We start from the raw sequence: 21,976 nt of genomic DNA, 5'->3' as shown, positions 1-21,976 counted from the left end.
AACGGGCCGACCCCGGACACTGCGGTCAGACCTGGGAGTCCCGGGGATCCCACCGGGCCCGGGCACGCTCTCCGACGATGTTCAGGCTGAAGACGGTGAGGAACATGAACACGCCGGGAATCAGCGGTACGTGCGGATGGCGGCGCAACTCCCGCAGGCCACCTTCGGCGATCATGTTGCCCCAGGACGGTGCGGGTTGTTGCAGGCCGAGGCCGAGGAAGGCCAGTGAGCCCTCCGCGACGATCAGGACCGCCGCGACGATGAAGGCGTAGGAGACCAACGGCAGGGCCACGTTCGGCAGCAGCTCCCGGAACAGGATCCGGCGGTGCCGGGCACCCATCGCCCGGCTGGCGGTGACGAACTCCCGCTGGGCGAAGAGCAACGTGTTGGCGCGGGCCAGCCGGATCATCGTCGGGATGCCGACCACGGCCAGGGCCAGGCCGCTCTTGAGGACCGCCTCCGGCACGGTGCGGGGCGGGCCGAGCACCGCGGCGAAGGCGATCAGCAGGACGAGCGCGGGGATCACCAGGGCGGCGTCGGCGAAGATCCCGATGACCACGTCGACCCAGCCCCGGAAGTAGCCGGCGAGCATCCCGACCGTACCGCCGATCAGCAGGCTGACCACGACGGTGCAGCCGACCGTCAGCAGGCTCACCCGCGCTCCGTGGATGGACCGGGCCAGCAGGTCGAGCCCGAACCCGTTGGTGCCGAGCGGGTTGGCCGAGAACAGGTCCGGCCGCGCGTAACCGGCGACGCCGATCGTCAGGGTGGTGTCGTCGGCGTTGCCCAGCGGCAGCAGATCGGCGAGCAGGGCGCAGCCGGTGAGGGCGACCAGCCAGCAGACGCTGAGCCAGAAGGCGAGGTCGGCCCGACGCCGTCGGGTACGGCTGAGTTCAGGCATGCCGTCTCCGGATCCGTGGGTCGAGGTAGCCGTACAGGACGTCCACGGCGAGATTCAGCAGCAGGTAGATGACCGCGATCAGCAGCACACCGCCCTGGACCAGCTTGTAGTCGTTGTTCTGCGCGGCGTTGATGATGACGTTGCCCACCCCGGGCAGGACGAAGACCGCTTCGACGATGATGGTGCCGCCCAGCAGTCGGCCGGCGCTGACCCCGGCCAGGGTGATCAACGAGAACGACGAGGGGCGCAGCGCCTCCCGGAGCATGATGTGCCAGCCGGGCATGCCCTTGGCCTTCGCCGCCAGGATGAAGTCCTCCTGCAGGGTGGCGACCAGGTCGCCGCGCAGCAGGCGGGCGAAGACCGGCGCCTCGGCCAGTGCCAGGGTCAACGCGGGCAGGAACGCGTGCCACAGGTTCTGCCCCCAGCCGGCGTCGGACGGCCGGGCCCACTGCCCGAGCGGGAACCAGCCGAGCTGGATGGCGAACACCAGCAGCAGGAGCAGACCGACCAGGAACGGTGGGACCGAGATGACGCCGATGGTGCCGGCGGAGATCCACCGGTCGACCAGCCCGCCGGCCCGGTAGGCCGACCACATCGCCAGCGGGACGGCGATCAGCAGGGCCAGCACGATGGCCATGGCGGCGAGTTGCAGGTTCACCGGGAACGCGCGCAGCAGCCGGTCGGAGACGTTCTCGATCGGCGGGACGAGGTTCTGCCCGAGATCGCCGCGCAGCACGCCGCCGAGCCAGTCGAGGTAGCGCTGCACCGGCGGCTGGTCCAACCCCATCTCGGTACGGATCCGCTGGTAGTCGGCGGCCGTCCCGGTGTTGCCGAGCACCTGGGCGGCGGGGTCGCCCGGCCCCAACTGGAGCAGCCCGAACGTGCCCACGCTGACCAGGAACAACACCGGGACGAGCAGGGCCAGCTTGATCGCCACGGTCCGCAACATCAGCGTTGCCTCCCCTTGTCGCGGGTCACACCAACGGAGCCGGGCCGCCGTCGACCTCGATGGTCTGACCGGTCAGGTAGGACGCGGCGTCGCTGGCCAGCCAGCGGATCGCCGCGGCGATCTCGGCTGGCGCGCCGATCCGGCCGAGGACCGCGATCCGCCCCATCGCGTCGATCTCGGCCGCGCTACGGTTACGTTCCATCAACGGGGTCCGGACCGGCCCGGGCGCGACACAGTTGACCCGGACGCCGGCGGGACCGTGGTCGATGGCCAGTGCCCGGGTCAGTCCGACGACTCCGGCCTTGGCCGCGCAGTACGCCGGGTTGGCCTGCATGCCCCGCAGGCCGGCACCGGACGAGACGTTGACGATCGACCCGCCGACCGCCGTCAACTGCGGCAGCGCGGCCCGGCACATCAGGAAGACCGAGGTGAGGTTGAGCGCGACCCACCGGTCCCACTCGGCGAGGTCGATGTCGAGCACGGTCCGGCCGGGCCGGCTGCCGCCCACCACGTTGACCAGGGTGTCGAGCCGCCCGTACCGGGTGACGGCCGCGTCGACCGCCGCCGTGGCCCCGGCCTCGGTGGTCGCGTCGGCGACCACCGCGACCGTCGCCGACGGGTCCAGGCCGCTGCCGGCGAGGTCGGCGGCGGTCGCGGCCAGCCCGTCGGCGTCGACGTCGGCCAGGACCACCCGGTGTCCCGCCTCGGCGAAGACCCGGGCGGTGGCTGCCCCGATGCCGTGGGCGGCCGCGGTGATCAGGGCCACCGGGGGTGCCGGGGTGGTGCCGGCGCCGCCGGCACCACCCCGCCCGCCGACCCGCGCCGACGGGTCAGCGGCGTCGGTCGCGGATCGGCCGGTCATTCCCGCGTCGCCTCACCGAGCAGCACCACCGTGTTGACGCTCTGCAGCACGCCGCCGATCTCGTCGGAGATCAGCACCACCTCCGGCTGAGCGGTCAGCGCGAGGAACGGCACGTCCTCGGCGTACGCCCGGGCGATCGTGGTGATCGCGGCCTTGATCTCGGCCTCGCTGTCGGACGCCCGGCCGGCGGCGATCGCCTCGTCGACGGTGGGGTTGACGTAGCCGGAGAAGTTCCCGCCGCCGGCGGTGACGTAGGTCGAGTTGAAGTCCCGGTTGAGGGCGAAGAACGGCTCGGCGTCGGAGATCGACGACCCGAAGCAGGCCAGGTCGAAGTCCTTGCGCACGATGACCGCCGACGTGTTCGCGGCGATCTCCTGCTGGTCGGTGAGCTCGACCTGCATGCCGGCCGCCTCCAACATGCCCTGCACGGCGGTCCCCCAGGTCGGTAGACCCGTATGGCAGCTGACCCGGATGCGTCCGTCCCAGCCGTCGGCCTTGGCCTGCTCGACCAACTGGCGGGCCCGGTCGATGTCGTACGCGGGTCCGTCGACGCCGTTGTACCAGCGGGACTCCGCGGAGATCAGCGCGGTGGACATGGTGCCGGATCCGCCGTACACCCGTTGTTTGAGTGTCTCGGGGTCGATGGCCGCGGCGACCGCCTGCCGGACCCGCTTGTCGGCGGTCGGCGCGGTGGACTCCAACTGCGTACCGTCGGGCTGGCCTTCGCAGCGCGGTGCCGGCTCGCCCTGCTGACAGATGATCGGGAACCCGTTGTTCATGATCAACGTGTCGTTGGCGGAGTACGGGACGCGGATGCCGTCGGCGCCGTCGGCCTCGGCGTCCGCGATCGCCCCGGCGTCGCGTAGGAAGGCCAGGTCGACCGTGCCCGCCCGGAACGCCTCGTAGGTCTGCGGTCCGTCGCCCGCGTGAATGAACCGTAGCCCGTCGAGCGGGACGTCGCCGCCCCAGTACTCAGGGTTGCGGGTCAGGGTGAGCGACTCTCCGGGGCGAAACTCGTCGATGGTGAAGGGGCCCGCGCCGCCGCCCTGCGGGTCGGTGCCGAAGGCGTCGCCCTGGGCTGCCACGGCCGCCGGGTTGACCACCATGCCGGGCGTTCCGGCGAGCGCGAACGGAAAGTTGTTCCACGGGAAGGCCAGGGTGAACACCACCGTGCGGTCGTCCGGGGTGGCGTAGTCGGTGATCGGGGCGACCAGCGAGCTGGCGTTGGAGCGCGCCTCGGTGTGCCGCTGCAGGTTCGCCACGACCGCCGCCGCGTCGTACGGCGCGCCGTCGCTGAAGGTGATCCCGGAGCGCAGGGTGAGCGTCCACTGGGTGAAGTCGTCGTTTGGGGTCAGCGACTCGGCGGTCTGCGGCTCGAAGGTGCCGCCGGCCGGGTCGTACCGCATGATCGTGTCGTAGAGCGCCGCGAGTTCCGCGCCGCCGGAGTTGCCGGTGCCAGCGACCTGGACCGGGTCGAGTGACTGGGTGGCGGACCAGGTGGCCATGGTGAGGATGCCGCCGGTCTCGCTGCTATCGCTGTCGTCGCCGCACGCGGCGACGCCGGCGAGCAGCAGCCCGGCCACCGCGACGCGGGCGGACGCCCCGTTCCACTTGTGTTTCCGACCAGTTGCCATCTGCTTCTCCTGGTAGCCGTGAAGCCCGAGGCTTTGTGAATGACATGTAAACTATCGGCGTCCCGGCCACCAATCAAGCGCTCGCTTGGATATTGTTACCCGAGCTCCACCTGGCCGACCAGGCCGCCGTACTCCGGGCGGCGCACCAAGCGCTTGATTGACACTGCTATGCTGACGCCCGCCCGTCGCATCGCAGACCCGAAAGAGGCACCGTGGCAGAGTCGCTGGATCGACGACAGCAGATCACCGCCTGCGCGGCGGCCTTCTTCGCCAGTCGTGGCGTGGCCGCCACCACGGTCCGGCAGATCGCCGACGAGGTCGGCATCCTGTCCGGCAGCCTGTACCACCACTTCGACTCGAAGGAAGCGATCGTCGAGGCGATCCTCGGCCCCTACCTGGAGGACCTGCGCCGGCGGTACGCCGAGGTGCTGGCCGGGGAGAACGATCCCGCGACCCGGCTGCGGGAGCTGGTGCGCGCTTCGCTGGACACCGCCGCCGCGCACCCGCACGCCACCGAGATCTACCAGAACGACGTCAACTACCTGCGCGGTCTGGCCCGGTTCCACTACCTCAAGGACGTCGCCCGCGAGGTGCAGAGCGCCTGGCTCGGGGTGATCGACGCCGGCGTCGGCAGCGGAGCGTTCCGCGCCGACATCGACACCCGGGTCTTCTACCGCTTCATCCGCGACGCCGTCTGGCTCTCGGTCCGGTGGTTCCACCCCACCCCGGAGTATCCCACCAGCCGACTCGCCGACCAGTGCACCGCGATCTTCCTCGACGGCCTCGCCGCCCGGCCGACCGACGACGACCGGTCCGGAGCCGCTCACCCTGCGGCGAGTCTCGCCGCGAGCGAGCGTCCACTGAGATAGCCGTACGTCATCCCGGCGGACAGGGTCGCCCCGGCACCCGGATAACCCGGCCCGAACGGGCTCGCGGCGACGTTGCCGCAGGCGTACAGCCCGCCGATCAGGTCTCCGTCGACGCCGCGCACCTGCCCGTTGCCGTCGCAGAGCGGACCACCCTTGGTACCCAGGCAGCCCAGGTGCAGCCGGACCGCGTAGTAGGGGCCGGTGCCGAGCGGACGCAGGTTGCGGTGCGGCGTCACCGTCGGGTCGCCCCGGTACCGGTCGTAGACGGTCGTACCGCGACCGAACTGCGGATCCCGTCCGTGCTCGGCGTGCCGGTTGAACTCGGCGACCTGCGCGGTCAGTCCGTCCGGGTCGATGCCCACCGCGTCAGCCAGCTCGACCAGCGTCGGTGCCGTCGCCATCCACCCAGGAGTCGGCGCGTCCGGGGTCGCCGTGGCCACCGAGTACGACGACCGGAACCGGTCGTCGAACACCAGCCAGCAGGGCAGGTTGGCGTACTCGTAGCGGATCGGGTCGAAGGTGGCCATCGCCTTACCCAGGTCGTTGTAGTTCATCGCCTCGTTCGAGAAGCGCCGGCCCTGCCGGTTGACGATGATCCCGCCCGGTAGCGCCCGCAGACCCGAGGTGGGCCGGAACAGCGGCGCCCCGTCGTAGGTGTCGCCGACCGCGTACACCATCGGACCCCACCATGCCTCGCTCATGTTGCCGAGCGCGGCACCGACCTCCATCACCATGCGCAGCCCGTCCCCGGCGTTCGCCGGTGGGCTGGCCGGCGCGTCCATCGGTACGCCGAGGAAGCGCCCGACCATCTCCTGGTCCCATTCGAACCCACCAGAGGCAAGGACCACGCCCCGTTCCACGGCGATCTCCACCTCGCCGTCACCGGTGGCCACGGTGATCCCGTCGACCTGATCGCCGGTACGCCGCAGCCGGACCGCCCGGGTCTGCGGGTGCACCGTGGCACCGAGCCGCAGACAGCCGTGCAGGAGCTCACCGACCAGCGCGGCACCCATCCCGACGACACCCTTCGCGGTACGTTCGGCGATCAGCGCCCAGTCCCACCGGTCGAGCGTGTCCATCCCCCACTGGTCCAGTTCGAGCTTGGTGACCGGCACGGTCGAGTGGGTCGGGCGCAACCTGCCGCGCAGCTCGCCGAGAACATTCGCGTCGAACAGGTCGCTCTGCAGGGTGCGTCCGCCGGGGTGTGCGCCGGGCAGGTCCGGCTGGTAGTCGGGGTGCTCCAGGTTCGGGGTGAAGCGCAGCCCGGTGTGCGCCACCACCAGGTCCAGCATCGGGTTGACCTGATCGACGAAGGTCTCGATGAGCTGGTCGGGAACCCGGCCCAGGGCAAGCCTGCGCAGGTAGCTCACGGCGTCGTCGCGGCTGTCCGGCACCCCCGCCTCGGCCAGCCAACGGTTCGCCGGTGCCCAGATGGAGCCGCCGGAGACGACGGTGGTGCCGCCGATCACCGAGGCCTTCTCCACGATGGTGACCCGCAGGCCGGCGGCCGCGGCGGTCAGGGCCGCGGTCAGCCCGGCGGCCCCGGTGCCGACCACGACCACGTCGGTACGTCGTGGCAACTCGTGCATGGCTCGTCTCCTGCCTCGTCAGGCGCTGGCCCGCCGGGCTTCGAGAGCCTGGCGGATGTTGCGCAGGAAGTCCTCGGCCGTCGGCTCCACCATCGGTCCCATCAGCAGCTCGACCATCGGGGCCATCGGTCCCTGCGGGGTGAGCTGCAGATGGAAGCGCAGCCGGGACCGGTCCGTCCGGGGCGGCCCGGACGGTGTGGGCGTGGTCGACTCCTGGCCGGCCGCCGCCGGAGAGCCGGCCGCCGACCCGGCCGGCGGATGGGTCGCCCGGCGGCGGTTCAACCAGCGCAGCAGACGGCCGGCCAGGGCGAACCTGATCCGGCGCAGCAGTCCGGGGCGCGTCTGCTCCTCGGACTCCGACCGCCGCGGCTCTCCCGAGGCCGAGGTACCGTCGGCCGAGGCCGACGAACCGTCGCCCGGGTCGGCCGCGGTGGCGTCGCCCGGCACCGACGGCTCGTCGATCGGCTCGATGTCGAAGCTGCCCTGCCCGGTGATCCGTTCGGTCAGCCCGGTGATGGTGAACTCCGCCCGCCGGCCCGGTTCCCAGACGGTGATGTCGGCTTGCAGGTCCACCTCACGGGCGAGGACCCCGACGTCACCGCGCAGCGTCCAGATCGACCGCCGGTCGTCGACCAGGTCCAGCTTCTGGAAACCGACCAGGAAGTGCGCCCAGTTCGGGATCACCTCGACGAACGACCACACCTCGTCGACGCCGACGTCGATGTCGAGGGTGTAGCTCGCCTCAATCATGGTCGGGCCGGCCCGGCAGGATGGAGATCGGCTGCTGCCGCATACTCCAGGTGAACTCGATGTCGATCGCGCCGGCCGGACACTCCACCCGGCAGACGTCGCAGTAACTGCACTCGTCCGGGTAGCGGACCATCTCCGCCACACCCCGGTCGATGTGCAGGATGTCACCCGGACAGACGTCCTGGCAGATCCCGCAGAGCGTACAGAGGTTCTCGTTGATCCGTGGTGCCATGGCTATCCCACCTTTCCGGCGAGCCGCGCTCCCCGTTCACCGACCAGTTCCACGACCGACCGGTTCTCCAGTTGCGCCGCACGCCAGGACGGGGTCGGCACGGTGTGCTCCAGGACCGGCTGCTCGCCATCGTGTCCAGCCAGGATCGACACACCGAGCCACCGCTGGTCGTCGGGACCGGGCCGGTCGGTGCGGTAGTGGCCCATCAGGAAGCTGAACCGGCTCTCGTCGCGCTCCAGCGCGACGGCGGTCATCATCTCGTCGAACAGCCGCAGGTCGAACGCCTCATGGGCGCGCATCAGCTCGTGGCCGTTGCCGGCGTGGACCTCGCCGGCCGCCGCCGCGTACCCACGCAGGTACTCGGCGGCCTGCCGCAGCCCGATCTCGTTGCGGTCCATCCCGACGTACGTGGTCATCAGGTCCTGCAGTTGGTGCTCGTAGTCGCGCCAGCCGATCCCGCTGGTCCGGTTCAGCGGTGCCAGGGTCCGCCGACGTTCAGCGGCCACCGCCGAGGCGTCCAGTATCGGCGCAGCGGCGGACCGGGCGAACTCGGCGGCGGTCCGGCCGATGACGTACCCGCTGGCCAGCGAGCCGGCCAGGGCGTACGCCGGGGTGGCCAGGTCGCCGGCGGCGAACAGGCCGGGGACCCGGGTCTGCCCGTCCGCACCGACCACCACCCCCTTGGGTGACCCGGTGGCCGACCAGGCGCCGTTGAACAGCTCGAACTCGACCGGGTGCCGGGACAGGTCGATGCCGGACTGCTCCAGGAACTCCAGGAACAGCGGCGCGTCATAGGAGATGTAGTCGCTGATCGCGGCGATCTCGGCGGGCGGCAGGTGGGTGCAGTCGATGTACACCGGGCCACGGCCGGCGAGCACCTCACCGGCCGCCTTGCCGACGATGCCGAACCCGAACCGCCGCTCCCCCTCGATGTCCGGCAGGTCGGCGATGAGTTGCCCGTTGCCGTTGACCAGCCGGCCACCGGCCTCCAGCAGGTTGCCCATCGCGCCGGTCGCGAAGCCACGCGGGAAGAGGAAGGTCCCGAGGAACTCGATGTTGGCGGCCACCGCACCGGCCCGCGCGGCGAGCGCGAACCCGGTGGTGGCGTGGTACGGCCGGTGGTAGGTGTGGAACGCGTCGCGCCGGGGCGAGTTGAAGATGACCCGTTCGGCGTTGCCGGTGGCGACGATCACCGCGCCGGCGCGGAAGGTCAGGAACTCGCAGGACCGGATGTCGAAGCCGGTCGCGCCGACCGCGCGGCCGGTGTCGTCGACCTGAACGCTGGTGGCGTGCACGCCGCCGATGATCCGGACCCGGTCGGTGGCCGCCGCCCGCTCGGCGAGCCGGGGCTTGATGTCGGCGCCGTCGAACTTGAGCACGATCGGACCGGGCGTCCACATCCGGCCGACCCGCTCGTATTCACCGTCGGCGTTGCGCAGCGGCACGCCGGACTCTTCGAGGAACCGGCAGACGGCCGGCAACGGTTCGATGCCCAGCGGTCGGGCCACCGCCATGTCAACCAGCCCGAGGGCGATGTCGCAGTACCACTCGGCGAAGACCTCCGGGGTGTCCCAGGGCTCGCCGAGATCAAGGTAGGTGGTGAGGAAGGCCAGTCCCCGGCCGGCGTCGCCGGAGCGGCGTACCGATCTGGTCTTGTCGACCAGGACCACCGAGGCCCCGGACTCGGCGGCGCGGACGGCCGCCACACAGCCGGCGATTCCCCCACCGATGACGAGTACGTCGGATTCGATCACGTTGCCGTCCACCGGTGCCTCCTCCTATCGCCGGTGACTCGCCGTAATCGACGGACACCGAAAGTCGATCATGTCATCGCCCCTGGTCAGCGGGGTCGGTCGAGCGGACCGGGTCATATCCACGGCGGCGGCGCCGCGACTGCGGCCCCGACCGGCCGCACCGTCAAACGGCTGGCCGGCACTCGGCCGATCAGCCAACCGAGCAGCTCCCCGGCGGTCCCGGACAGCTCCACCGAACGGTCGCGGCCGGTACCACCGACCCCGACGGCACCGGAGGGCGACCCTGACCCCGTCACCACCCGCCAGCTCCGCCGCCGGTCGGTGGCCCGCAGCCGCACGGCCGGGCCCGTGCCACGGTGGCTGTAGGTGGCGGTCACCTCGTTCAGCAGCGCGTCGGTGAGTGGACCGGGCAGGTCGGCCAGGGTTCCACCGAGGTCGAGGTCGGCCTGGTGCACCCAGACTTCCCGGACCCGCAGCCAGAGCACCTGATCGGCGGGCACCTCGCGGCCCTGACCGGTACGGACGGTGGCCGACCAGGCGTCGTCGGGCATCGCCCGGACCGCATCGGCGAGCCGACCCGCCGCGCCGGCCAGGTCCGCGCGCAGCTCGTCGGCCCCGCGTCCGGCGCCGGCGTCGATGTCCGCGCCACGCTCGGCGGCGCTGGCGTACATCGGGCTGACCCTCCCGGTCCGTGCCCAGGTCAGCAGGTTCACCAGCGCGTCGGCGTTGCGGGCCAGGTGGGTGACCAGGTGCGCCCGGGTCCAGCCGGGCAGCCGGCTCGGTGCCGCCGCGTCGGCGTCGCTGAGCTGGTCGACCAGGTCCCGGCACCGCTGTTCCCCGGCGGTCAGCCAGCCCATGGTGGCGGCGGCCTCCGCGCGGGTCACGGCCGCTCCGCCCGGCAGGTGTTGCGGCACTCCCCGACCCCGCCGATCCGGGTGACCAGCACGTCACCGTCGGCCAGGTATCGGGGTGGTTTACGTGCGTGGCCCACTCCGCCGGGTGTCCCGGTGGCGATCACGTCGCCGGGCCGCAGGGTGCAGATGGTGGACAGGTACGCCACCAGTGCGGGCGGGTCGAAGACCAGCTCGGTGCTGTCGGAGCTCTGCACCACCTCGCCGTTGACCAGGCACTCGACGCTGAGCCCGGCGTCAAGGTCGAGTTCGTCCGGGGTGACCAGGCAGGGTCCGAGCGGGGTGGTCGCCTCGAAGGTCTTGCCGGCCAGCCACTGCGGGGTGCGGTACTGCCAGTCCCGGGCGGTGACGTCGTTGAGCACGGTGTAGCCGGCGATCGCGGCGGCGGCCTGCTCGGCGTCGGCGTGCCGGACCGTGCTGCCGACGACGACCGCGAGTTCGGCCTCCCAGTCCATCGCGGCCGAGGCGGCCGGCAGTACGACCGGGTCGGTGGCCCCGATCAGCGCCGGCGGATACTTGGCGAAGATCGTCGGATGTTCCGGCAGCTGGCGGCCCATCTCCAGGATGTGCCGGCGGTAGTTCAGCCCGACACAGATGATCTTCTCCGGTCGGCTGACCAGCGGCGCGTGGTCCAGTCCGTCTACCGGGTGCCGGGTGCCGTCGGCGGTGGTGGCGCGCTGCGCCCAGCCGGGGTCGGTGAGCAGTTCGCCGAGGTCGGCGGCGCCGACCTCGACCGCCGCGTCGGCGTCGACCCGGACCACAGCGGTCCCGTCGCTGGTACGAATGGTGGCCAGTCTCATGCCGGATCACCCGCCGGCTGGTGCTGCAGGTGCAACGCCTGGTAGACGGGCGCGTCGCTGAACCGGAACAGGTCGGCACCGGATGCCGTCCGCAGCCGCACCGGGCACCAGGACGGTACGGCGAACAGGTCGCCGGTGCCGACCTGATGCTCCCGGCCGTCGAGCTCGACGGTGGCCTGCCCGCTGAAGACCTGCCACACCGACGAGCCGACCTCCCGGCGGGTCGCCGTACTGGTCGCCTCGGCCAACCGGTGCATCTCCAGGCGCAGCGTGCTCAGAGCGTCCCGCCCGGTGGTCGGGTTGACGAAACGCACGGCGGCGTGGCCGGCTTCGACGAGCGCCGGATGGCCTTCGTCGCCGAGCTCCAGCTGCGCGGCGAGCGCGGCGTCGGTGTGCGCCCACCGGTACGCCGGCAGCGGCGAGTTGACGGTGTCCCGGTCGACGGCGAGTGGCCGCAGTCCGGGGTGGGCCCAGAGCCGCTCGCCCCGCGAGGCTACCGGGGTCGACGTGTCGGTGAGTTCGTCCGGCCCGAACTCGAAGAAGCCGGCGTCGAGTTGGGAGTTGAGTGGGATGTCGAGTCCGTCCAGCCAGACCATCGCGGTGTCGGCGGTGTTGTGGTGTTCGTGCCACGCCCAGCCCGGGGTCAGCAGCAGGTCACCCCGGCGCATCGCCACCGGGTCGCCGTCGACCACCGTCCAGACGCCCTCCCCGTCGAGCACGAAGCGGAACGCGTTCTGGCTGTGCCGGTGCGCCGGGGCGACCTCGCGGGGCCCGAGGTACTGCACCGCCGCCCAGAGGGTGGCGGTGGCGAACGGGTCGCCGGGCAGCCCGGGGTTGGCCAGGGCGATGGCCCGACGTTCGCCACCGCGCCCGACCGGGACGAGGTCGCCGGCGCGGGCGGCGAGCGGCAGCAGCCGGTCCCACGGCCAGACGTGGGGTACCGCGCGGGGTGCCGGGGCAACGGGCATCAGACCATCCCGCACCGTCCACAGCGGTTTGAGCCCAGCGGCGTCGAAATCGGTGTAGAGCTGCTGCAGAGCGCGGTCCTGCACCGTGCCGGCAGCGGCCTCGGAGTCCAGGTCAACCATGTCGCCAGGTTAGGAACCTTCTTTACGACGGAATGATCGCATGGTCATAATTCTCTGGTGCAGAACGCTGTGCCGTACCCCATCGAGTCCGTCGACAACGCCCTGCGGCTGATCCTGCTGTTGCGGGAGCGGTCCCGGCTCGGCGTGGCCGAGGCCGCCCGTCACCTCGGGGTGGCGCCGTCCACCGCCCATCGGCTGCTCGGCATGCTGAAGCACCACGGCTTCGCCGTCCAGGACGGCCGTCGGGCGTACCTACCCGGACCGGTCTTCGCCGACCTGGGGCTGGCCGCCGGGCGGCCCGGTCCGGATCTGCGTACCGTGGTCCGGCCGCATCTGGAGCGGCTCAGCGGTGAACTGCAGGAGACCGTGCATCTGGCGGTCCTGCAGGGGACCGCCGTCAAGTTCCTCGACGGCGTGGAGGCCACCCACGGCCTGCGCGTCGGCTCCCGGGCCGGGATGTCGATGCCGGCGCACTGCACGTCCGGCGGCAAGGTGCTGCTCGCCCAGCTCAGCCCGGCGGAGCTGGAGGTGCTCTATCCTCGAGGGCTGCCCGCGGTGTACGGGCCCGCGGTAGAGGATCTGGCCACCCTGCGTCGCCAGTTGACCACGGCACGCCGCGTCGGCTACGCGGTGAACCGCGAGGAGAGCGAACGCGGCATCACCGGGATCGGGGTCTGCCTGCGCGACTCGACGGGCCGGGTGCGTGGCGCGCTGGCCGCCGGGATGCCCACCGCACGCTGCCCGAACACCCGGATCCCCGAGGTCGCGGCGGCGCTGCGGACCGCCGCCGGCCTGATCGCCGCCGAGCTGGGCGGAAGCTGACCCTGGCACCAAGCTGCAACATCGGCGCAACACGCCGTTGACGAAGCAAGCGCTTTGTTGGTAGCTTCCTCGCCTACTCTCGCCGGCGCTGTGCCGTGCCGCACCGCTGGTAGAGCAACTGCCGCCTACCGAAGGTGGGACCGAAAAGTGAGATCCGTACACCGCACACTCGCGCCGTTGCTGGCGTTGTCCCTGCTGCCGATCGCCGCTTGCAGTAGCAGTTCCGACCCCGACTCCGACACCACCGACGACGCCACCGCCGCGCCCGGCTGCCCGCCGGCGACGCCGTCCGGCACGGTGGCCCACGACCCGACCGCGATCCTCAAGTACGGCAGCGTGCCGGCCAGCTCACTCGACCCGATCCGGATGGTCGAGGCGAACGAGATCACCGTGCTGCAGACGATCTTCGATCCACTGGTCAAGCTCGACGCCGACGACCAACCCGTGCCCGGCCTGGCCACCGGGTGGAGCGTCGTCGACGACGGCGTCATGGAGTTCACCCTCCGCGACGGCGTCGTCTTCTCCGACGGCACCCCGTTCGACGCCGAGGCGGTGCGCTTCAACATCGACCGGGCGATGAACGACGAAGAGTCCAACATCAAGGGCGACCTGGCCAACGTCCGGGCCGTCGAGGTGGTCGACGAGCTCACCGTTCGGTTCGAACTGGATCCGCCCAACCCGGCCGCCTTCCCGATCGTCCTGTCCGACCGGCCGGGGCTGATGGCCTCACCCACCGCGGTGCGGGCCGCCGGCTCCTCCACCGCGTTCAGCGACGCGCCGGTCGGCGCCGGTCCGTACACCGTCGACGGCCCCTGGTACGCCCGTGAAAGAGTCAGCGTCCGGGCCTGGGACGGCTACTGGAACGCGCAGGAGCGACTGCTCGGCGGCATCGACTTCATCGAGACCTCCACCGACGCCAGCCTCGGCGCGCTGCAGGCCGGTGACCTCGACGTGCAGTACATCGAGGACGACAAGGTCGCCGCAGCCTGCGCCGACGACCGGCTGCGGGTGATCTCCTCGTCGACCAATGAGATCCGCGCGTTGCTGATCAACCAGGCGATTGAGCCGTTCGACGACGTCCGGGTCCGGCAGGCCCTGCGGTACGCCCTGGACCGCGAGGCGATCACCGAGGCGCTGACCGACGGCCGGTCCGAGGCGGCCACCCAGTGGTTCCCGGAGGGCTCGGTGCCCTACTCGCCCGAGCTCGCCGACGCTTACCCGTACGACCCGCAACGGGCCCGGGAGCTGCTCGCCGAGGCCGGCCACCCGGACGGGGTGACCTTCACCGCCGAGATCGGCGGCACCTTCACCGCGTACGTCCGGATGGGCGAGCTGGTGCAGGCGCAGCTGGAGCAGGCCGGGTTCACCATGGACCTGCAGCTGATCGACCCGGCGCAGATGCTGGCCCGGCTGTACGGCACCGCCGACTCTCCGCCGCAGATCGCGGCCGCGCCGCTGGCCATGGCACCGGCCCGGTCGCCGTCCAGCCGGTTCCGGGAACGGTTCTTCGAGGACGGCCGGTACAACCCGTCCGGCGAGACCATCGCCGGTCTGCGGGACCTGGTCGTCCGGGCGGACGCCGCCGTCGACCCCGACGAGCGGGCCGACCTGCTGCGTCAGGCGGCCGCCCTGGTGTCCGAGGAGGCCGCCGCCGGAGTGCCGCTGTTCTTCGTCGCCGGTCACACCGCGATGGGGGCCCACGTCGGCGGGGTGCAACGCGGCTCCACCCGGTCGAACATGATCTTCGACGGGCTGTACATCACCGAGGGCCGGGTACCGGTCGACTGACCGCCGCGACCGCCCCTTGTGGGCGGACGCGGTAGCGGCGCTGTGGGATCCGCTGGACGGGTCCCACAGCGCCACGGACCCACGTTGACGAACAAGCGCTCGTTAGGTACGTTGCCCCGACAGTCAGACGCTGGTCAGCCAGCGTTCCGGCGGCCAAAGGATCACCCACAAATGGTCACCCTCGTCCTCCGGCGCCTCCTGTCAGCGATCCCGCTCCTGCTGATCGTCTCGCTGGGCGCGTTCTCCCTGGTCGCCCTGCTCCCCGGCGACCAGGCGACGGCGATCGCCGGCGAATACGCCACCCCGGAACAGCTGGCCGCGCTACGCCAGCAGCTGCGTCTGGACGACCCCTTCCTGGTCCGCTACGCACACTGGCTCGGCGGCATCGCGCAGGGCGACCTCGGCGACTCGCTGGTCACCGGCCGGGCGATCAGCGACGAGATCCTGCGGCGCGCACCGCTGACCGCCAGCATCGCCCTGGGTACCCTCGTCGTCGTCCTGCTGATCGGCGTACCGACCGGCATCCTGCAGGGCGTCTACGCCGGCCGCGTCGTCGACCGGCTCGGCCTGCTCGGCAGCGCCGCCGGACTGGCCGTACCGAACTTCTGGCTTGCCACCATGCTGATCACCATCTTCGCGGTGCAGCTGCGCTGGTTGCCGGCCACCGGCTACACCCCGCTCAGCGAGGGGGTGCTGCCCTGGGCGCAGCACCTCATCATGCCGTCGATCACCCTCGGCGTGTTCACCGCCGCCGAGATGGCCCGCCAACTGCGCACCGGCTTCCTCCACGCGTACTCCCAGCCCTACATCCGGACCGCCTGGTCCAAGGGGTTGCCGGCACGCACCGTGATCGGCAAACACGCGCTGAAGAACGCGGCGGCCCCGGCGATCACCGTGCTCGGCATCCGACTCGGGCACCTGCTGTCCGGCGCGGTGATCGTCGAGTCCATCTTCGGCATGCCGGGGCTCGGCAAGTTCGCCATCGACGCCATCCTCAACCGTGACTTCACCGTCGTACAGGCCGTCGTCCTGGTCTCCGCGGTGGTCGTGCTCACCGCGAACCTGCTCGTCGACATCGCCTACGGACTCCTCAACCCGAAGGTGCGGATCGCATGAGCCGACCAGTGGGAACCGACGGCACCGCATCGACCACCGGGCCCGACGGCACCGCCGGGCCGGAGCCGGGCGGGCTCGACCGACGCGACCGCGGTGACACCCTCGTCGCCCGGGTCCGCAGCCAGCCGATGACCATGGTCGCCCTCGGTTACCTGGTGCTGCTCAGTCTGTTGGCGGTCGCCGCGCCGCTGGTCAGCCCGTACGACCCGTACGCCACCGACTTCCGGGCGATCCTCGACCCGCCGTCGGCCGCGCACTGGCTCGGTACCGACGACCTCGGTCGGGACATGCTCAGCCGGCTGCTGTACGCCTCCCGGTCCTCGCTGCTGGCCTGCCTGCAGGCGGTCGGCCTCGGCCTGCTCGGCGGGGTGCTGCTCGGGGTGACCGCCGGCTACTTCGGCGGCTGGGTGGACCGGCTGGTGATGACGCTGATCGACGCCGTGCTCAGCGTCCCCGGCCTGCTGCTGGCGATGTCCATCGTCGGCGTGCTCGGGCCCGGACTGCGCAATGCCATGTTCGCCCTCGCGGTCATCTTCGTGCCGATCTTCGCCCGGCTCAGCCGCATCCAGGCACTGGCGGTACGCGAGGAGACCTACATCGAGGCGGCCCGGTCGATCGGGGTCTCCCACCTGCGGTCGGTGTTGCGGCACGTGCTGCCCAACATTGCTGGTCCCCTGGTCGTCCAGGTCTTCATCACGATGGCCGTGGCGATCGTCGCCGAGGGCGCGATGAGTTACCTCGGGCTGAGCATCCAGCCGCCGGAGGCGAGCTGGGGCAACCTGCTGCAACGGGCATTCTCGTCGGTTGCCTCGGCACCCTGGTTGATCTTCATCCCCGGCCTGACCATCACCCTGACGGTCGTCGCCTTCCAGGTGCTCGGCGACGGACTCAGCCAGGCCATCTCCGGCGGGCACCAGCAGAAAGCGGGAAACCGATGACTGCCGCGAGCACCACGACCCGACCACTGCTGGAGGTCGACGGCCTCACCGTCAGCGTCGGGTCCGGACGCGACACCGTGCATCTGGTCGAACAGGTCGACCTGAGTGTCGCCGCCGGTGAGACCCTCGGCCTGGTCGGCGAGAGCGGCTCCGGCAAGAGCATCACCTGTCTCGCCCTGGCCGGGCTGCTGCCGCCCGGCGCCCGGATCACCGGCGGTTCGATCCGCTTCGCCGGGCAGGAACTCACCGGCCGCTCCCCCGCCGAACTGACCCGGTTCCGGGGCAACCGGGTCGGCATGGTCTTCCAGGAGGCGTTGAGCAGCCTGAACCCGGCGTTCACCGTCGGCAACCAGATCGTCGAGAGCCTGCTGCGGCACACCGGCATGAACCGCCGGCAGGCCCGGGCCCGCGCGGTGGAACTGCTCGACCTGGTCCGGATCCCGGATCCGCAGCAGCGGGTGGCCAGCTACCCGCACGAACTCTCCGGCGGGATGGCCCAACGGGCGCTGATCGCGATGGCCATCGCCGGCGAACCGGAGCTGCTGATCGCCGACGAACCGACGACCGCTCTGGACGTGACGGTCCAGCTGCAGATCCTGCAGCTGCTCGGCGACCTGCGTGACGCGCTGGGCATGTCGTTGCTGCTGGTGTCGCACGATCTCGGCGTCATCGCCACGATGGCGCAACGGCTCAGCGTCATGTACGCCGGTCAGGTCGTCGAGTCCGGTCCGGTCCGCGACGTGTTCGCCGCGCCGCGGCATCCGTACACCTCGGCGCTGATCTCGTCCAGCGCGGAGGTCGCCGAGAAGGCCACCCGGCTGCCGGTCATCCCCGGCCAGGTGCCGCGCCCGGGTCACTTCCCCGCCGCCGGCTGCCGGTTCGCCAACCGGTGCGCCCACGCCCAGCCACAGTGGACTCGGACCGACCCGCCGTGGACGGTGCTGGACGGCGGTGACCGGGGCACCCGGTGCGGCCGGCAGGCCGAACTGGAACTGCCCGGCGCCGGGCCGGCGCCCGCCACCGAATCCGGCCCTCCGGCGGCGGCCGAGGCGGTGGCCGACGCGACCGTCGAGGATGCCGGCACCGCCGGTCCGACCGACGACAGCGATCCGACGGGTGCCGGGGACACCGGAGACGCCGGGGACGGGGCGGTGCTGCGACTGCGCGGCCTCGGCAAACAGTTCCCGCTCCGACGCGGGGTGCTCGGCCTGCGCCGGGTGGTGGTGCACGCGGTCGACGGCGTCGACCTGACGGTGGCCCGTGGCCGCACGCTCGGCCTGGTCGGTGAGAGCGGCTCCGGCAAGTCGACCGTCGGCCGGCTCGCCCTGCGGTTGATCGAACCCAGCAGTGGGGAGGTCTCCTTCCTCGGTCGGGACCTCGCCGCGATGAGCCGGGGCGAGCTGCGGTCACACCGACGCGGCATGCAGATGGTCTTCCAGGACCCGTACGCCTCGCTGGACCCGTCGATGACGGTCGGCCAGAGCATCGCCGAGCCGCTGGTGGTGCACTCCCGGCTCACTCCGGCCGAGCGTCGCTCCCGGATCGGACGGCTGCTGGAACGGGTCGGGCTGGACCCGTCGCTGGCCCGCCGGTCGCCGCGCTCGCTCTCCGGCGGTCAGCGCCAGCGGATCTCGTTCGCCCGCGCGCTGGCACTCGAACCCCAACTGATCATCTGTGACGAGCCGGTGAGCGCGCTGGACGTCTCCACCCGGTCGCAGATCGTCAACCTGGTCCAGGACATCCAGGAGGCTGAGGGCATCGCCTTCCTGTTCATCGCCCACGACCTCGCGTTGGTCCACCATGTCAGCCACGAACTGGCGGTGATGTACCTGGGCCGGGTGGTGGAGAGCGGTCCCGCCAGTCGGGTGTACTCCCACCCCGCGCACCCGTACACCCAGGCACTGCTGGCCTCGATGCTGACCCCGGCCAGTCACGGGCTCGCCGACCGGAGCACCCCGACCGGAGAGATCCCCAGCCCGATCGACCCACCGTCGGGTTGCCGGTTCCGCACCCGCTGCCCGCACGCGATGCCGCTGTGCGCAGCGGAGACCCCACAGCCGACGCCGGTGGCCGGCGGCGGCTGGTCCGCCTGTCACCTCACCGGCTGATCCGACGTCAGAGATCGGCGGCGGACAGCGCGTAGCCGAACCGGGCTCCTTCCAGCACGGCGTGTGTCAGCCGACGTGGCGCCAACGCGTCGCCGACCACCTGACATTCGAGGTCCGCCGGCAGCGCGGCGCGCAGCCCGTCGTTGGCGGTACGGCCGTGCGCGAGAACCACCGCACCGGCGTCGAGGATCGACCGGTGCCCGGTGAACAACTGCTCCACCTCGACGGCTCCGCCGGACCACCGGTGCACCCTGCTCATCGGGGCGAACCTCACCGCCCGGCCGTACAGCCGACGCAGCACCGCCGGCCGGGTCCGCTGATCCAGATCGGGTCCGATGTCGACGCATTCGGTGCACACCTGGACCGGCCAGCCCTCCCCGGCCAGCAGGTCGGCGGCGAGCAGCGGCTCGAGGTGCCGTTCGGCGCCGCCGACCACCAGCACCGGCACTCCCGGCGGTGGTCGGCGACCGGCCAACAGATCCATCGTGGTCAGTACCGGTCGGTCGACGGGGAAGCCGGCCGGGCCTGGCCGGCCGCCGGTGGCCAGCACCACCAGGTCCGCGCCGACCAGGTCGGGATCGTCTGCGGTGGCGGTGGTGCCGGTACGCAGGACCACCCGCCCGCCGGCGGGAGACGGCCAGTCCAGTAGCGGGGCCAGCCGGCGTTCGAGCCGGTGCAGCAGCGGCGCCCAGTCTGCGAGCAGTGGCGTAGCGACCAGGTGACGCAGTGCCCCGCCGATCGCGTCGGCGGCCTCTACCAGGGTCACCTCGGCTCCGGCCGCTGCGGCACCGACCGCCACCTCCACCCCGGCGGGCCCGGCGCCGACGACGGTGATCCGTCGGCGGGCACGCCGGTGCCGGACGAGAGCCGGCCCAGCTGGTGGTTCGGCGGGCAGCGGGTCGAACTCGGCTTCCCGGCCGGCGGCCGGGTTCGCCGGGCAGGAGAACGGCACCCGTACGCATTCGTTGCAGGCGACGCAGCGCACGATGCCGGCGTCGTCTCCGCGGACCGCACGCCGGGGGAAGGTGGGGTCCGCGATCAGCGCCCGGGCCAGTCCCACCAGGTCGGCAGCGCCGTCGGCGATCAGGCCACGGGCGGTCGCCGGGTCGGTGATCCGACCGGAGACCAGGACCGGCACGTCGACCACGGCGCGGACCTGTCGGGCGATCTGCGCCGCCGGCGCCGGCGGCACCAACCAGGATCCGGTGTACGCGGTAGCCGGCCGGCCGTCGCGCAGCCCGTCGTGGTTGCCCAGCGACAGGTTGACGTAGTCGACGAGATCGCTGATGCCGGCGGCGATCCCGGTCACCCCGGCGGCGTCGATGCCGCCCGGCACCTCCTCGCCGGCGGTGAGCCGGACGCCGAGCAGCGACCGCTCCCCCAGCTCGGCGCGCACCGCGCGCAGGATCCGGCGGATCAGCCGCAGCCGGTAGGCCGGCGAGCCGCCGTACCGGTCGGTGCGCCGGTTGTAGTGCGGGGACAGGAACCGGTTCAGCAGGTACCCGTGGCCGGCGTGCAGTTCGACGCCGTCGAACCCGGCGGCGACGATCGCCGTGGCGGTGGCGAGGTAGCCGGTCACCAGGTCGTCGATCTCGGCGGCGGTGAGCGCGTGCGGGACGGCTCCGGTGTCGTCGCCCCGTACCTGCGACGGGGCGAGGGCCGGTTGAAAGTTGTCCCAGCCGCGTTCGGCGCCGGGGTGGTGGATCTGGCCGACGGCGAGCGCCCCGCCACCGTGCGCCGCGTCCGCCAGTCCGACCAGTTGCTCGTGGGCCGCCGCGAGCAGCACCTGACGGTGCCGGGGGTCACGGACGTGGAACGAGACCGCGTCGGGGTCGGCGTAGCCGTCCGGGTCACCGGCGCAGGCATCCAGCGGGTAGACCGGGTTGGCGTACACCCCCTGGCCTGCCGGCAGCACGATCATGGCCACCCCGCCGGCCGCGCGCTCGGCCACGTAGCGCCGCAGCCGCCGGGGCGGCAGCCGGCCGAGGTGCGGGGTCATCACCATCCGGTTACGCAGCCGGTGCCGGCCGACGGCCAGCGGTGCGGCCAGCGGGTCGCCGCCCGGCCCGCCGGTCATGTCGGCAGCAGGGTCTGCAGCGCGACGCCGAGCCCACCGTCGACGGCGATCACCTGGCCGGTGACGTAGCGTGCGGCGTCGCCGAGCAGGAAGACCACGACCGGGGCGATGTCCGTCGCGGACCCGGTGCGACCCAGCGGTACGGCGGCACCACGGCGCTGCGCGGCCTGCGGGTCGCGGCTGCTGGCCGAGAAGTTGGTGCCGCTGACGATGCCCGGCGCGACGGCGTTCGCCCGGATGCCGTCCGGACCCCATTCCAGCGCCATCTGCCGGGTCAGCGCGATCACCGCTGCCTTGGCGGCGTTGTAGGCGCCGGCGCCGGGCGCGACGTGGATGCCACACAGCGACGAGATGTTGACGATCGCGCCGCCCGACGTCATCGCGGGCAGGGCGGCCTGGCTGCAGTACAGCGCGCTGGCGCAGTCGATCCGCATGATCGCGTCCCAGTCGTCCGGGCCGACCGACCGCAGTGCGCCGCCGCGTACCACGCCGACGTTGTTGACCAGGCCGGTGAGGCGGCCGAGCCGGTCGACGGCGGCGGCCACGACGGCCGCGGCGGCCCGTGGGTCGGCCACGTCCCCGGCGACGGGGTAGGCGGTGCCGCCGTCAGCGACGATCGCGGCGGCGGCGGCCCGGGCGGCGGCCGGGTCGAGGTCGTTGACGGCGACCGCCGCGCCGGCCGCCGCGACCTGCCGGGCGGTCGCCGCCCCGATCCCCGATCCGGCGCCGGTTACCAGCACCGCTCCACCCGCCAGTGTCGTCATCCCGATCCCTCTTTCCCGCCACCC

19 protein-coding genes are annotated in these 21,976 nt (G+C 72.0%); 6 read left to right on the top strand and 13 right to left on the bottom strand.

Annotated elements, in window-relative coordinates:
- Positions 1–25: 25 nt before the first annotated feature.
- Genes O7608_RS18890 through O7608_RS18875 form a run of 4 tightly spaced genes read right to left on the bottom strand, consistent with a single transcriptional unit; the run spans position 26 to position 4,346 of the window.
- Entirely contained in the window at positions 26–901 is an 876-nt protein-coding gene (locus O7608_RS18890) for an ABC transporter permease (RefSeq protein WP_289205850.1), read from the bottom strand.
- Positions 894–1,850 (bottom strand): ABC transporter permease, encoded by a 957-nt coding sequence (locus O7608_RS18885; RefSeq protein WP_289205849.1) that lies wholly within the window; start codon positions 1,848–1,850, stop codon positions 894–896. Before O7608_RS18885 ends, O7608_RS18890 begins: the two co-directional genes overlap by 8 nt.
- A gap of 25 nt (positions 1,851–1,875) precedes the next feature.
- A complete protein-coding gene (locus O7608_RS18880; RefSeq protein ID WP_289205848.1) occupies positions 1,876–2,712 on the bottom strand; it encodes an SDR family NAD(P)-dependent oxidoreductase in 837 nt (278 codons plus the stop codon).
- Positions 2,709–4,346 carry an ABC transporter substrate-binding protein gene (locus O7608_RS18875; RefSeq protein ID WP_289205847.1) on the bottom strand — a complete coding sequence of 546 codons (1,638 nt, stop codon included), beginning with the start codon at positions 4,344–4,346 and terminating at the stop codon, positions 2,709–2,711. Before O7608_RS18875 ends, O7608_RS18880 begins: the two co-directional genes overlap by 4 nt.
- A 212-nt stretch (positions 4,347–4,558) precedes the next feature.
- Here O7608_RS18875 and O7608_RS18870 point away from each other — a divergent pair, with 212 nt between their 5' ends.
- On the top strand, positions 4,559–5,215 hold the full coding sequence (locus O7608_RS18870; protein ID WP_289205846.1) for a TetR/AcrR family transcriptional regulator: 657 nt from the start codon (positions 4,559–4,561) through the stop codon (positions 5,213–5,215).
- On the opposite strand, the gene O7608_RS18865 is transcribed toward O7608_RS18870, so the two are convergent.
- The 7 genes from O7608_RS18865 to O7608_RS18835 form a co-directional block, all read right to left on the bottom strand.
- A complete protein-coding gene (locus tag O7608_RS18865) occupies positions 5,170–6,804 on the bottom strand; it encodes an FAD-dependent oxidoreductase (RefSeq protein WP_289205845.1) in 1,635 nt (544 codons plus the stop codon). The two genes, O7608_RS18870 and O7608_RS18865, sit on opposite strands and share 46 nt — an antisense overlap.
- An 18-nt stretch (positions 6,805–6,822) precedes the next feature.
- Positions 6,823–7,554 (bottom strand): SRPBCC family protein, encoded by a 732-nt coding sequence (locus O7608_RS18860; protein WP_289205844.1) that lies wholly within the window; start codon positions 7,552–7,554, stop codon positions 6,823–6,825.
- Positions 7,547–7,786 carry a 4Fe-4S dicluster domain-containing protein gene (locus tag O7608_RS18855; protein WP_123602230.1) on the bottom strand — a complete coding sequence of 80 codons (240 nt, stop codon included), beginning with the start codon at positions 7,784–7,786 and terminating at the stop codon, positions 7,547–7,549. Before O7608_RS18855 ends, O7608_RS18860 begins: the two co-directional genes overlap by 8 nt.
- A 2-nt stretch (positions 7,787–7,788) precedes the next feature.
- Positions 7,789–9,552 carry an FAD-dependent oxidoreductase gene (locus O7608_RS18850; RefSeq protein ID WP_289205843.1) on the bottom strand — a complete coding sequence of 588 codons (1,764 nt, stop codon included), beginning with the start codon at positions 9,550–9,552 and terminating at the stop codon, positions 7,789–7,791.
- A 101-nt stretch (positions 9,553–9,653) separates the two neighbouring features.
- Complete coding sequence (locus O7608_RS18845) at positions 9,654–10,424, bottom strand: maleylpyruvate isomerase N-terminal domain-containing protein (RefSeq protein ID WP_289205842.1); 771 nt, start codon at positions 10,422–10,424, stop codon at positions 9,654–9,656.
- On the bottom strand, positions 10,421–11,251 hold the full coding sequence (locus O7608_RS18840) for a fumarylacetoacetate hydrolase family protein (RefSeq protein ID WP_289205841.1): 831 nt from the start codon (positions 11,249–11,251) through the stop codon (positions 10,421–10,423). The genes O7608_RS18845 and O7608_RS18840 overlap by 4 nt, the downstream gene beginning before the upstream one ends.
- Complete coding sequence (locus O7608_RS18835; RefSeq protein WP_289205840.1) at positions 11,248–12,339, bottom strand: cupin domain-containing protein; 1,092 nt, start codon at positions 12,337–12,339, stop codon at positions 11,248–11,250. The genes O7608_RS18840 and O7608_RS18835 overlap by 4 nt, the downstream gene beginning before the upstream one ends.
- Positions 12,340–12,396: 57 nt before the next feature.
- On the opposite strand from O7608_RS18835, the gene O7608_RS18830 reads away from it, so the two are divergent.
- The 5 genes from O7608_RS18830 to O7608_RS18810 all read left to right on the top strand — a co-directional run bounded on the left by O7608_RS18830 (position 12,397) and on the right by O7608_RS18810 (position 19,111).
- Complete coding sequence (locus O7608_RS18830) at positions 12,397–13,161, top strand: IclR family transcriptional regulator (RefSeq protein WP_289205839.1); 765 nt, start codon at positions 12,397–12,399, stop codon at positions 13,159–13,161.
- Between the two features lie 147 nt (positions 13,162–13,308).
- On the top strand, positions 13,309–14,949 hold the full coding sequence (locus O7608_RS18825) for an ABC transporter substrate-binding protein (RefSeq protein ID WP_289205838.1): 1,641 nt from the start codon (positions 13,309–13,311) through the stop codon (positions 14,947–14,949).
- A 171-nt stretch (positions 14,950–15,120) separates the two neighbouring features.
- A complete protein-coding gene (locus tag O7608_RS18820; protein WP_289205837.1) occupies positions 15,121–16,065 on the top strand; it encodes an ABC transporter permease in 945 nt (314 codons plus the stop codon).
- Positions 16,062–17,003, top strand: a complete 942-nt coding sequence (locus tag O7608_RS18815; protein WP_289205836.1) for an ABC transporter permease — start codon at positions 16,062–16,064, stop codon at positions 17,001–17,003. Before O7608_RS18820 ends, O7608_RS18815 begins: the two co-directional genes overlap by 4 nt.
- Positions 17,000–19,111 (top strand): ABC transporter ATP-binding protein, encoded by a 2,112-nt coding sequence (locus tag O7608_RS18810; protein WP_289205835.1) that lies wholly within the window; start codon positions 17,000–17,002, stop codon positions 19,109–19,111. The genes O7608_RS18815 and O7608_RS18810 overlap by 4 nt, the downstream gene beginning before the upstream one ends.
- A 7-nt stretch (positions 19,112–19,118) precedes the next feature.
- On the opposite strand, the gene O7608_RS18805 is transcribed toward O7608_RS18810, so the two are convergent.
- A complete protein-coding gene (locus O7608_RS18805; protein ID WP_289205834.1) occupies positions 19,119–21,188 on the bottom strand; it encodes an oxidoreductase in 2,070 nt (689 codons plus the stop codon).
- Positions 21,185–21,952: an SDR family NAD(P)-dependent oxidoreductase gene (locus O7608_RS18800; protein ID WP_289205833.1), complete on the bottom strand. Its 768-nt coding sequence runs from the start codon at positions 21,950–21,952 to the stop codon at positions 21,185–21,187. The genes O7608_RS18805 and O7608_RS18800 overlap by 4 nt, the downstream gene beginning before the upstream one ends.
- Positions 21,953–21,976: the final 24 nt, after the last annotated feature.

It is taken from the genome of Solwaraspora sp. WMMA2056, assembly GCF_030345095.1.
Taxonomy (GTDB): Bacteria; Actinomycetota; Actinomycetes; order Mycobacteriales; family Micromonosporaceae; genus Micromonospora_E.
This window is presented reverse-complemented; position numbering and strand designations above follow the sequence as displayed.